Below are 13,638 nucleotides of genomic sequence, written 5' to 3'. Positions count from 1 at the left end.
TTAACCAAAAGTCTTGAAAGTGTGTTAATTTTCCAAGTTTTTATATGTTAATGTTATAAATCTTATGAAATATTAATTGGATTTATACGTTACATGCGAATTTCTCAGCTTGGACAAGGGTTTTTTGCTCAAAAATCTACGGGAAATAGGTAGGCAAATAAATGATGGTGTTATTGCGAAATGTGTTTCACTGCCACTTGCCCATCATTTCTTCCACAGAGAAGTAGATATTTTTCGAGTATTTGGTGTTTGATGATGGAAGACGATTTCAAGTTACCTTGTATATGTAGATGTGATCCTGATGTCAACCCTGTTTCGTAGCCATCGATGCCATTGGCATACAATACCAAACCAGCGCCTGCATCCAAACGAGGAGTTTCAACCTCGGTGTTGTAGATATTACCGACGAGAATCACATCTTCGAAACCATCCTTGTTAAGGTCAAAGAAGGAAGCATCCATCAAAGGAAAGGTTTGGGCAATTTCGGGGAGTGGTAGCATCTTGAAACGCTGCCCTGCATCGTTGAGCAGCACCATAGACCTAAATTCATTCACCTCCGCCTTGTAGGCCGTATCGATGCCCTTTCCGTATACGTCAACTAGGGAGGCATTGGCAAATTCGCTATAGCTCTGAAATTTTTCGGCGATAAATGGCATCTGTTGCGATGAGCACTCTCTACCCCGTACAGGCACATAGTCGTCCTTGTATTTTTTACTTAGGACGATATCTGGAGTGCCGTTGTTGTCAAAGTCATTGGCAAATACCTTCAGCGGTTTTTCAAACGAAGCTTTGAATTTGATATTGAGTCCAACATTGCCTACCACATAATCTTTGAATCCGTCGTTATTCAGATCGGTCTCTTTTACAGTAAACCACCATCCTTTAGTATCCTTCAGGCCCAGTTCGCCAGATACGTCTTTAAATGTCCCCCGCTCATTTCTAAGAAGGGCGACATGCGACCATTCTCCAACAGCGATCAGATCTTCCCAGCCATCATTATTAAAGTCTGTAGCGATCACCTTGTTAATGATGCCAATATCCTTAAGTGAAGGCGCGATATTCTCTGTTACGTCCTTTAGCGTACCGTTAACGTTCTCATAGATGATGGAAGGTGCATATCTGGGATAATTCTTCGTTATTATTCTGTTGCCGATCACCAGATCTTTGTCACCATCCTTATCATAGTCTATGGCAGCGATCGATTTCCCGAAATAGGGGGAAAGGTGTTCTGAATCATCTGCCTTTTGTAAGGTGCCATCGATATTTAGGTACAGTCGGTCTTTTAACCTAGCATCTCCTTCATCAAATTCGTTGCCACCACTAACGACATAGAGATCGATATCGCCATCGTTATCGATGTCTACAAACAGCGCCTCCATGTCTTCACATGGTGCGTCTGTCTCTAGTGCTTTTGATCTCACTCTTTCAAATCCTTTACTATTCTGAATGAACAGAGCGCCAGCTTGACCAGCCGCTCCTCCGATAAAGAGGTCTTCCTTCCCATCCCCATTAAGATCTCCTTTGGTGATAAATGGTCCCAGCGTAGATTGTTTGTAAGGTAAAAGTATTTCAGATTCGAAGTCGGAATACTCATTTTCTGTATGCACAAATTCAAGTCCCAAGGTCTTTGGCTCAACATGTTTAAGGTCGGAGATGTCTTCTCTTTTAATAAAGGCTGTCGTCGCGTCTGTTTCGTTAAAGGTGATCGATCGATTTGCAGCAACATCATATTTTTCCTCATACAGACCAGAAGGCCAAACCACTCTAACAGTGTCAATGGTCTTGGTTGAAGCGAGTCCGAAATGAGCATTATTTTCCAATGCTGATAAATAGCCGCGCACTCTTTTGGTTTCGACAAGTTGTTGCTTGCCATCGTAATGTAAACTTACTTTTGCAAAGCATTCAGAGAGTTTGGCATTCAGGTTTACTGTCAAATAGTTTCCAAGATGCTTTTCGTTAGAAAGATTCTTATATAAAAATGCAGGTTCATCCATATTGTTCACCACGATCTCCAAGTCACCATCGTTATCGAGATCACCTACGGTGGCACCGTTTGAGAACGATGGATCGTACAGGCCCCACGCTTTGGTGGCGTTCTCAAAGTGTAGACCGTTGCCGCCTTCGAATAAGATATTCGATAATTTTTCTGAGGGAAGCGCGTCATAAAGCTGTTTCTTTATCCGTAAAGGCACCTTTCCTCCATAACGTTTCTGTTCCTCCTTTATCTTTAATTTAGAATCGTTGTCCAGAGCATAGCGTCGGTAACCATTGGTGACATAGATATCCTTGTCCTCATCATTGTTCAGATCAACGAGGAGACCGGCCCAACTCCAATCTGTTTTGGACAGGCCACTCAATTGTGAGATATTATGAAATTTGTTGTTTCCTACATTTAACTGTAATGAGTTGAACATATACTGATGCGGGAAATTGATCGTTTTGGTCAATAGGTCAAATTGGGTGACATTCATCGAGGCCATGAGTGTTTTTGATCGCACGTGGTCGGAAGAGGCCATATCAAGGACAAAAATATCTTGAAGTCCGTCGTTATTCGCATCTGCCATATCTACACCCATACCATAAAAGGAAACCTGATTGGTCAATTCTTTTACGCGATCGGTAAAGCTTCCGTCTTTGTTGTTGATATAGATGGCGTCTGGAATAAAATAATCATTGGCAATGTAGATGTCCAACCAGCCATCATCGTCGATATCACTTACAATGGCTCCAAGCCCAAATGCTGGCTGCATCAAATTTGTGTTTTGAGTAACATCCACAAATTTTCCATTTTCATTCTTGTAGAGATGTGCGCAGCTATAATATAGGAGTTCTGGGTCACTCAGTACTTTTTTATAGAAGGGGATAGGCCCAAGACCATATAGTTCATTTTCATTGGAGACCAGACAATCCAGATCTCCGTCCTTGTCATAATCAAAAAAAACAGCTTGTGTGCTGATGCCTTGATCGGCTAATCCTAGCGTCTCGGCATGTTCTTTAAAGGTGTTGTCCTTTTGGTTGATAAATAGGAGATTCTTCCGGGCCTGTCTGTTTTTTGGTCCTCCTTGGGACACATAAATATCCAGCCAACCGTCATTGTTAACATCGGCAAAAGTCACGCCATTTGCCCATTGTTTTCCTTTGTTGATACCAGCCTTTTTTGAAATGTCCTCAAACTTGAGGTTGCCTTTGTTCAGATAAAGTTTGTTTGGAGTTTGATTGCCACAGAAGAAAAGGTCGAGCAGGCCATCGTTATTGATGTCTGCCATTCCAACGCCGGCACCGTTATAGAAATAATCATAGTCAAAAAGGTTTTCCTTGGTCGCTACGTCATGAGTGATCGTATTGGCGAAATCAATTCCACTTGTTGAAGATGGTATCTTTTCGAAGACGACTTCTGAATTTTCCTCTTTTGCAATGGACTTTTTTTCGTGCATACAACTAAGGGAAATATACAATGCCGATATGCACAAAAGAAGTTTTCTCATTGGTCTAAAAAGGATGAAATTTATTGGATTGAAAGATATAAATTTTTAATCGATAATCAAGATTTAAAGCTTACTGTCGTCAGGCAAATTATTGCGAGAATCGCACGTGCCATTTGGTTATTTTAGCGGATAAAGGTACTTGATATCAATATGTTTTTTCGATGAATGCCGTGTGCACTTACTGCGGAAGTGTTTATTGTTTGCGTTGCCTTACTGTTTCATAAAGAATGGCGCCGCAGGCCACCGATACATTCAAAGACGCTATCTCTCCCAGAATTGGTAGTTTCCCATGATGGTCTACGATCTTTAGTACTGAAGGATTAATTCCTTTACCTTCTGAGCCCATGACAATAGCTGTTGCCGATTTGAGGTCTAGATCATAGATGTCCTTTGAGGCCTTTTCTGTTGCGGCCACTACTTGGATATCGGCAGATTGAAGATGATAAATAGCATCTTTGATATGGTCGACTTTGCAGATAGGAATTTTGAATATCGCGCCAGCCGAGGTTTTGATCGTGTCTGCATTGATGGGTGCTCCACCTTTCTTTTGAATAATGATGCCGTTCACACCAGTACATTCGGCGGTTCTAATGATAGCACCAAAGTTTCGGACATCGGACAATTGATCCAAAAGCAAGAACAGCGGAGGTCGATCGGTATTTAAAGCGTTAGTGATAAGATCGTCGATATCCACAAAGGCGATCGGGGCGATATACGCGATGGCTCCTTGATGGTTGCGCTTGGACAAACGGTCCAATTTTTGTTGTGGAACATAAGAAAGGTTGATGTTGTTATTTTGGCTTAGTTGCTCTAGTCTCTTGAACAGATCACCCTTTAGGCCACGTTGAAGAAAGATCTTGTCGATGTTCTCTCCAGATTCTATAGCTTCGATAATGGCTCGTAGGCCATAGATGTTGGTCAATTCAGTCATTCTGATGGATTGTGTTTTGCAAAAATACAATTAATAAAAAAGCAGGTTCCAAATTTAGAACCTGCTTTTTATGATGATCAAGCATCTAATTATTCACAAACTGCTAGTGGAATTGGGCCGACTCTAGGGTTAGGACCATCCTCGGCGGCCGTAAAGCCATTTGGTGCTATGATCTGATAGCTGTGTTCTTCTTCAAAATTACCATCAACATAAGAGACAACAAGATCTGTTGCTCCATCTGGCACTGTGAATTTTGCCTCACCTGCACTGCCAGCTAACAACGTATATGGAGTTGCTGGAAGAGCACCATCTATAGAAACGGTGATCTCTGCGCCATCCCATCCATCACCAAAGCTGTCAAAGAATTTGATCGTGTATTCACCTGAAACGGGTGCGGTAGCATTCAAGAGATTACAGTCGAGCACATTGATGCGAACATAATATTCAGATCCATCGCTATCGGTAGTAATGATTCTTCCATCGGCTGTCACAAGCTCGTACCTCAAATTGAATTCATCATTCAATCCAAGGTCAGTGAACGTTAAGCCATTATACAGGCTCATCAATGTGTACTCGAGATTCAAGGTTCTTGCACCATCAACTAATGGTAAACTAGAGATCGTATATGAATCGAAGAGCGCTTCATCTTGTGAAAGGTCAGTTCCCGTATCGTCAATAGAACGATCAACGAACTCTCGATAGATATTAAGCGTCTGCAGCTGGGCGCCATCCTCGTCATCGTCGATACTGATATCCACGTGGTACGAACCATTGGTTGCCGTTGGATTGATGTTGATACCTGTGGCGTCGGCAACTGTTATTCCTTCAGCTCTAACGTTGGAGATAGAAAAATCAACGCCATCGTCTATAGTCAGCGTATATTGGAATGGAGAACTAAAGAAAGATCCTCCACTCACATTACCCGAAGCGGTAGAAGCATCAAAAGACCGACCATCCGTTAGGAACAATTCTAGGTCAAGGGCGATCTGGTCACCAGGCAACACTTGTGTTAGGTTGACTCCCATAGCTGTGAGCGCCTCTTGCATGGTATATGAATAGGAAGTTCTAAGTAATCCCAAATCACCACCAGGAGCAAAGGCATCTCTTTGAATGGTCCCGAAAGGTGTATTCAATACCGATTCTCTATCAGTTTCATTATCTTCATCTAAGAAGTTATTATCGATAAAGCTGACAGTCAACTCTACTCGATCTAGCAGGGCACCGCCCTCTTTGTCTTGTTCCTCTAATTCAAGGTCCAAGGAGTTTTGGACTCTGAACATATCGAAGGCACCATCCTGGTCGATCGTTCTGAGAACAGCTCCAAATGTTGTGTTTGCGGTCACGGTATCCACCGTTTTGTCATCTGCACTACACGCAAGTAGCAAGACACCGGCACACGTTATGGCAAACAAATGTTTTATGCTTTTCATATCATTGATAATTTTAATCATTTTTATAATTAATTTGCCTCTGGAGCAGTAGGGTTGTTATCCCAGAACACGGTCTGTGTCTGATCTCCTTTTTGACTAATGCTCGAATTTGTGTTTACCACATTTGATGGATAGAACATCGACCTGATAAATGTGCCAGGGTCTGGCTCTAGATTTGGCTGTAATGTTCTTGGATACCCTGTTCTTCTATAGAAGTTATAGCAATCCACACCCATGCCAAATTGTGCAATTAAGTACTGTTCACCAAGAATGTCCCACTTGTCTTCCATCGCCGTTGCGTCGTTAAAAGCATCGATGATCGATTGTACGTAGGTATCTACATCTGTCATGGATGGGGCAAAAGAGAAATCAGCTCCAGAGTCCAATGAGCCAAAACTCATTGCCTTTGCTATCGATTTTCTCATCCCTGCTTCAAGCGCGATGGCTGCTCCTGCTGGATCATTTTCGACCATTTCCTTTTCTGCTACCATGAAATCTACCAAGGTAGCTGTAACGATAGGAGTGATACCGGCACCGGCACCTCCTTGTCCAGGGCCAATACCTTGGAAGCTGTCATCATCGAAACGGCCACCATAAGGATAAACACCATAAGTCGTTCTCAAGAAACCGTCTGGTGGTACACCATCGGTATCACCGTGGTCACGGCCCCAATATCCATTTCTAAGATAGCAAAAAGTAAAGCCACCGTCGATATAATGTTGTGGAGGGGCTTCTAAAGAGCAGTTTAAAACCTCTTCGTTTGGTGCAATATCAGCTCCAGGAACGGCATCGGTCTGTCTGTAATAATAGTATCTGATTCGTGGGTCATCTGTAGTGTCCATGAAATTCATCAACCAGTTGGACATATAATCACCAGCACCTGCTGCTTGATAATTTAACCCGTATCTCGGATGTCTTGTATCTGGATTGGTTACGCTCGTAGCTCCCCATTTATATTCAAAGTCTTCACCAGTTGTCGTGATGTAGTCACCAGCATCGACAATCGTTTGAAAACTGGACAAAGCGGAACCGTCCACAAGCCTTCTCTGAAGGTATAGCTTCATTTTAAGGGTGTTTGCCGCTGTAACCCATGCGTCATAATCATTGTCGTAAAACAAGTCGTACGCCGGATCGGAAGAAGCGGAAGCTTCAAAATTGGCAATTGCAGCATCCAATAGCGTAAGTGCAGCATCATATACTGAGGCACCTCCATCTACATTAGGATTAAGGTTTGCAGTTCCTTGTAATGCTTCATCATATGGGATATCTCCAAAGAAGTCCACTAAAGAACTGATCACATACGCTTCAATGAACTGGGCAATACCTATATGATGAACCTGGTCGGCGGCTTCTGCCAACGGGGTCATGGTGCGAATATCTTTTAAGATTCCAGTATATGCATTGGTCCATTCGTCGTTGAAATCACTTCCTTGGTAAGCGCTTAAATATTGACGCCCGTTTAAGTTATCTACCCGTGTCAACTCGAGTCCTATATTGGACAGGCCATCTCCGTTGGTGTTACCACCAGAGACGAAGTTGTCATTAGGGTCAAAATTCGCATCCCCATCGAGATGCCTTACAAAATCTTCTTGGATAGAGTTGAGGAAAAAGTCAACATCCGCCTGAGAGTCTACAAGGGCATTGGGATTTTCTGTTAGATCAAGTTCTAAGCTCTCACAAGCAGTAAAACCTACGAATCCTGCGAGAAGACTAAAAACTATATGTTTTTTCATTTTTTTCATTTGATAATTTTTTTAACTTTTAGAATGTTGCCTTTACACTTAGCCCATATCTTCTTGCGCTAGGTCCGTTTAGGAAATCAAATCCAAATCCGTTTCCTACCCCTAGACCAGAGGTGTTAGGGTCAAAATTAGCTCCATCCGGAGTATTGATAGCATCAAACCAAAGATTGTTGCCCGTTATCGTAAAGCTTAGGGAACCAAATGGAGTTCTATCCAAAACCTTTTTAGGCAAGGAATAGCTCAAAGAAAGTTCTTGTAGCCTAATGGTTGTGGCGTCATATACTTGAAGCTCACTTGGCCCAAACAAAATATTACTGAAGTAATACGTTGAGTTGTTGATCTGAACATTGTTAGGGTCTCCATTCTGCAATACTCCTGGCAGAATGAATGTATTCTCTCTGTCAATGGTTTCGGTGATCAAACCTCTACCAAGGAGTGTTGAGATCGTACTGGAATAGATATCGCCACCACTGGTGTAGTTAAGAAGGAAACCAAGCGTGAAATTCTTATACGAGATACTATTCTGCAAGTTCATTACCCAATCAGGATTTGGATCACCTATAACGCCATCTTCGGGATCTTGGATATAATTTCCATCTGCCCCGACTACAAAGTTACCATTGTCGTCTCTTTGGATCTTGCTTCCGAAGAATACACCCAGAGGTTCGCCTTCGATAGCTGCATTACCAAGATTCGTAAATCCTGAATAAACTACTAGATCCGTATCTAAACCTAGATCTTCTACAGTGGTTTCGTAAGCGGTGAAATTTACATTGGTATTCCAGTTGAAATCACCCTCTTCTGCTCCTCTGAACCAGTCGACTCCGAGGTCAAGTTCTATACCATCACTTTGTATTTCACCGATGTTCGTCGCCACTACGGTATTGCCTGTAGCAGGGTCTAATGGACGATCGATGATGAGGTCTTCCGTTATTCTCTTGTAAACAGACAGGTCAAGGTTGACGCGGTTGTTCAAAAATCTAGATTCCAAACCTAGCTCGATCTCATTAAGACGCTCCGGCTTCAGATCCGGATTTGCCAAACGTGTACCTGTTGTATTCGAAACGATATTCACGCCTGTTTCATCTTGATTGTCCTGAGTGTTCAACACCAACGTTCCCACCGTTGGATAAGCGCTCCCTGCATCGAAGTTTGCAGATGTACCATAACCTAATCTAAGTTTTAAATAGTTTAGTCCATTTTCACTTTTCAGTCCTTCAAAGGCCGAGGTGGGAATGAACGATAAACTAGCACTAGGATAGAATAGACTGCGATTTGCTTTTGCAAAGTTAGATACCCAGTCGTTTCTACCTGCCAAGTTCAAGTACACCATATTTTTATAGTCAAAATCTGCTTGTCCGTATACACCGACAAGATTCCTCTGACTGAAAAATTGACGTTCATTCTGGTTTAAGAAATTAAAATGTCTCAGGACTCCAAAAACTTGCTGTCCATCACTTAAAGTACCATTTTGGTCAAAGATCTCGCGTCTTGAGGTTCCCCCAGCGGTGAAAGCGAATCCGATATCTTCGGTCAGATCATAGTCGCCAGCAAGGACCAAGTTGTGATCCCAAATGGTGTTGGTATTATTCCAAGTCTCATAAATACCACTTGCCAATCGAATGTCTCCACTGTTACTATTGATACCTCCCTTGTTTTGGAAGTTGGTGTTGTTTTCACTATAAACATCAATACCAGCTCTATAGGATAAATTCAAATTATCATTGAAGCTATAAGTCAAAGAAGCAGTACCAAATACCCTGTTGGTTTGTTGGATGCTACCAGAGTTGTTCAACGTCCATAGCGGATGCTGAATACTATTGTTTTGACGGTAATAGACACTACCTCCTGTTAGAGGATTTTGGAAAGGCAAACCTTGAATGTCAATACTTCTCGGAGTAAACCATAGGTCTCCAAAGATGGAGGAACCTGCACCTGTAGCACCGTTACCTTGGCTTAAGGCAACTGGTGGCGAGGTAAATTTGGTCCTTGCAAAGTTAAGAACACCACTAACAGTAAATTTGTTAGAAAGTTCCGCTCTACCTCCAACGCCTAAGTTGTTTCTTTTCACAGAGTTGCCCGGTGTAAATCCTTGGTCTTCCAAATAGCCATAATTTGCATTATAGCTTACCTTACCATTGTCGGATGCTCCTCGTACATTGATCGAGGTGTTAATTACGGTCCCTGTTCTAAAGAATTTTTCAACACTGTCGTAAGGTCTCCATTCGTAAAGCGCACCTTGAAATTCTGGGAATGCCGCAGGGATACCTGTCGCAGAAGCCGCAGTACTATATGGATGTCTTAAGAATCCTGGGGTCCCGGAAAGCGTACCATTAATGGCATTACTTTGCCCCCACCCAGAAGCACCACCTTCACTGAAGCTAGGTCCCCAGTTAGAGAAGAACCAGCCGAATGCTTGGTCAAAACCGTTACCATATTCGTCTTGATAGTCAGGTAAAGAAGCGATCTCATTGAAAAAGAAAGACGAGGTCACGGTCACTTCGGTCTTCTTTACGGTACCACCGGTTGCGCCACTTTTTGTAGTGATCAGAATGACACCATTCTTACCTTGCGACCCGTATAGTGTCGCAGCGGCCAGTCCTTTAAGTACGTTAACACTTTCAATGCTGTTTGGGTCGAGGTCCAAAAACCTACTCGAACCATTGTTTCCATCGATAAAGTCACCACCTGGGTTGGTGTCAATACTAAAGGGTACTCCATCTACGATAAAAAGTGGTTGATTACTTCCTGTGAACGAGCTAAAACCTCTAATCACAATATTGGTGCCCGAACCGGAAAGGCCACTTTGCTGGTTGATGTTCACACCGGAAGCTTTTCCAGTAAGAACACGAGCGATATCTCCTTCGGCGCGTTGCTCCAATTGTTCGGAGCCAACTTCAGCCACCGAATATCCCAGCGCTTGCTTTTCCTTTTTGATACCGAGGGCGGTAACAACAACCTCTTCTAGTTGTGTGCCCTCTTGAAGTTGAACATTAATGTTGTTGGAGGCACCTACCGTCACTTCCTGCGAGGTGTAACCTACATAACTGAACTCAAGGACGCCGCCTTGGCTCACTTCAATGGAGTAATTCCCATCGAAATCGGTAGAAGTCCCTGTCGATGTGCCTTTGACGACAACAGTGGCTCCTGGCAATGGCACGCCGCTTGCATCGGTGACCGTACCACTGACGGTCATTTGCTGAGCGAGCGTTAGTTGCGTAATAAACGCTAGTAAAAGCGTTAAAATCCCACTAAACTTTGTTTTCATGTTTAAGTTATTTGAATTAGCTATACTCAAAAGTCATAATTCCATGTTAATTATCCAATTTTTTTCACTTAAAACTGTTAAGAATTCTTAAAATGCTAGCAGATTAACAAATAATCTTAGAATATCGAAGAAAAACTAATGTGGACTTTCGCATCCGTAAATTTTAATCTAGAATCGTTGCTCTTTCCAAGCGCATAATTGAGTCTAAAAAGTCCTGCGTTAGAATTGATACCCAATCCAAGCCCGAAACCGAGAAGATTGTTTTTTGTCTTTAAAAGATCGTCTTGTAGATATCCTACATCGAAGATCGAGTTGATGTAGGTATTGCTGGAAAGTAGAAATCTGTACTCGGTATTGAGGTATGAGAAGAAGGTCGCTTCCAACGAATTTTCGTTGAATCCTCTGATAGAATTGATGCCTCCAAGTCTAAATTTTTCGTTGTCAAAATAATTGTTAGAGTTTAAAAAAGACGTGGCATTGTTGATGAAGATGCGATTTCTGAAATTTATCTTCCACAAATAATTGGCGTTTAATTCTATTGAATATTGCGTTTCGCCTCCTAAGTCGCTATCTCTGTTACCAAAATTGGTCTCTAAGAAAACAGTAGCCTTATTTCTAAATAGCGCATCGTCGAGATTGGGCAAAATATAGGTGTATCCAAGGTTTATCTTGGTCGCTTCAAGATCATCTACACTCATAAGGGAATTATCCAGTAGGTCATTGGATTCGTATTGTGTTATTCCTAGGCTAACACGTCCTCGTGGCGACAATTGGTAGTTGAGCTTCAGTTTTACTTCGGTATTAAGAAAAGTAGAGTCCTTTCGGAAGATGTCCAGCGATGCTCCCACGCCCAGGGGGGATTTGAAAATGAATGGGAGGTCTAGCAATGCCCGAAATCTAGTTTGTTCGTTCCCATCATTCTTCCATAGAATGTTTAATTGTTCTCCTCTATCCAAATTGTTCACAAGCCTTAGGTCCACATAGCCATTCAATTGAATGTTGTTAGTCGTGTCGTCGTTGGAGAAGCCGATAAAACCATCAAAATAATTGCTCTTGGTCTTTTCGAAATAAAGAAATACCGTACTGCTGTCTTTTTCAAATAATATTTCGGGAGGCTTTAATTGATTTATAAATGGCAGTGTATTGAGGGAGTTGCTCTCATTTTCTATCATTTCGCGGTCAAGCGGCTTGCCGCTCTTCAATTTCGAGGTGTACTTTATAAACGAAAAGGGGAACTTGTCATAGCCTTTTATGATAATGTCATCAATGCTGCGAGGTGTTTTCAGGTCGATCGTTAAATCTCCATATACCTCATTGTCCTCTATCTTGATATTTTTCAATTGAATGACATCAAAGATATTGCCCCTTTTCTCAAGGTCATATAAAAGCTGGTCGATGAGTTTTTGGTATTCTCTGATCTTAAGTTTTACGGTGTCGGAGGTTACAAACCGGCTGCCTTTTATCAACCTTCTCTCTGGACCTGAAGGAAGGATCACGTTGATGTGGGTCTTTCGCTCTCCTAGCACGATGTTCGAGATAAAGATAGAATCGTTAGAGAATGTTGGTGGATAAAAATAATTCTCAAAATAACCGATCTTGCTTAGCTTGTCAGAAAAGCGGCTCAATTCTTTGGTCATGGCAACATAGTCTTCAAAAGTCTTCAGGTATCCAACCGAGTCTACCAGAGTCGTGTCTTTGGCATTTTCTGGAAAGATCATCAACCGTAATTCCTGAGCCAGACCTCGCTCTGTATTCAGTAGGAGTATCCCAAGGATGGTGAAAAGTGCTGTTTTAAAGATGGTAAAGCTCAATTTTTCGTACATTTAAGGATGTCCTTGGTTTATGAAAACTCAAATTTTATCAAAAAATTTGAAAGCAAGTTATGTATTTATTGAGTGACCATCCATAATCTAGCTAAAAACGCTGTTTGATAGGTCATAATAACATTGTTTAAACTCAAAAAGAATTGACAAATGAAAAATTATTCAGTCGTAGTCGCCATATTGCTTACCTTTTTCTGGGGAGTTTCTTTCTCCCAAAATGACCTTGGTGCCAAATTCGGATCTCCAGTAAGAGGTGGGAATACGCAATTTTCGAATAATGGATTTAGCCTAGAGGGTGATCCCCAAGCTCAGAAAGGCTGGGATGCGCTGCGAAAAAAAATCTACAATAAGGAAATGATCACCATTTCGGATGTAAAAGGAAGCCCATATTCAAATGATAATTTTTTACCGGCAACGCTGATGTATGACGGTCAGATCGAGAAGGAGTGTTTCGCTCGATATGATGCTTATAATGACGAGGTCGAATTTAAAGAATTCAACAAAGAGAATGCAGAGCGATACGCCCTGTTGAAATCAGCAAATCTATCCTGTCGCATTGGTAACGACAACTACTTTTATCTCCCATATTTTGAAAAAGGAGTACTGAAAGCAGGATATATGGCGAAACAATTTGAAGGCAGTCGTTATTGGTTTTATGCGAGGGACAAGAAAACGATCAAGGAGAAAAAGACGGCGACAACCTCATTGCATAAGACGTTTCCGGCGCGCTTTTCCGAGACCAAAGAATTCTTTATCGGGGAACCTAATAAGAAGTTGATACAGGTCCCTAATAGTAAAAAGAGGATATTGTCTGCGTTGATAAAAAGCGACCAGCAGAAGGCAAAAAAATTCATCAAGGAACACAAGCTCGATTTGAAGAGTGAAGAGCAAGTCATCAAATTATTAAAATACTTAGACCAATAAATTGAGTAGATATACGCTGGGGTAGAAGAGTAGAG

Annotated in this window: 7 protein-coding genes; 1 reads left to right on the top strand and 6 read right to left on the bottom strand. The window is 41.9% G+C overall.

Annotated elements, in window-relative coordinates:
* Positions 1–170: 170 nt before the first annotated feature.
* The 6 genes from ACFQ1M_RS01130 to ACFQ1M_RS01105 all read right to left on the bottom strand — a co-directional run bounded on the left by ACFQ1M_RS01130 (position 171) and on the right by ACFQ1M_RS01105 (position 12,679).
* The gene (locus ACFQ1M_RS01130) at positions 171–3,485 is read right to left on the bottom strand and encodes a VCBS repeat-containing protein (protein WP_386402602.1); all 3,315 of its coding nucleotides are present in this window, start codon (positions 3,483–3,485) and stop codon (positions 171–173) included.
* A 193-nt stretch (positions 3,486–3,678) separates the two neighbouring features.
* Positions 3,679–4,416 carry a 23S rRNA (guanosine(2251)-2'-O)-methyltransferase RlmB gene (gene rlmB / locus ACFQ1M_RS01125; RefSeq protein ID WP_386402600.1) on the bottom strand — a complete coding sequence of 246 codons (738 nt, stop codon included), beginning with the start codon at positions 4,414–4,416 and terminating at the stop codon, positions 3,679–3,681.
* Between the two features lie 89 nt (positions 4,417–4,505).
* Positions 4,506–5,846 carry a hypothetical protein gene (locus ACFQ1M_RS01120; RefSeq protein WP_386402598.1) on the bottom strand — a complete coding sequence of 447 codons (1,341 nt, stop codon included), beginning with the start codon at positions 5,844–5,846 and terminating at the stop codon, positions 4,506–4,508.
* Between the two features lie 29 nt (positions 5,847–5,875).
* Positions 5,876–7,579, bottom strand: a complete 1,704-nt coding sequence (locus ACFQ1M_RS01115) for a SusD/RagB family nutrient-binding outer membrane lipoprotein (protein ID WP_386402596.1) — start codon at positions 7,577–7,579, stop codon at positions 5,876–5,878.
* A gap of 28 nt (positions 7,580–7,607) precedes the next feature.
* Positions 7,608–10,856 (bottom strand): SusC/RagA family TonB-linked outer membrane protein, encoded by a 3,249-nt coding sequence (locus ACFQ1M_RS01110; RefSeq protein WP_386402594.1) that lies wholly within the window; start codon positions 10,854–10,856, stop codon positions 7,608–7,610.
* Between the two features lie 116 nt (positions 10,857–10,972).
* Entirely contained in the window at positions 10,973–12,679 is a 1,707-nt protein-coding gene (locus ACFQ1M_RS01105; RefSeq protein ID WP_386402592.1) for a BamA/TamA family outer membrane protein, read from the bottom strand.
* A 150-nt stretch (positions 12,680–12,829) separates the two neighbouring features.
* On the opposite strand from ACFQ1M_RS01105, the gene ACFQ1M_RS01100 reads away from it, so the two are divergent.
* Positions 12,830–13,603 (top strand): hypothetical protein, encoded by a 774-nt coding sequence (locus ACFQ1M_RS01100; protein ID WP_386402590.1) that lies wholly within the window; start codon positions 12,830–12,832, stop codon positions 13,601–13,603.
* Positions 13,604–13,638: the final 35 nt, after the last annotated feature.

It is taken from the genome of Sungkyunkwania multivorans (assembly GCF_042675645.1).
In the GTDB taxonomy this organism is placed as follows: Bacteria; Bacteroidota; Bacteroidia; order Flavobacteriales; family Flavobacteriaceae; genus Sungkyunkwania; species Sungkyunkwania multivorans.
Note: the sequence above shows the minus strand (reverse complement) of the source record. Positions and strands in the feature narration are given on the sequence as shown.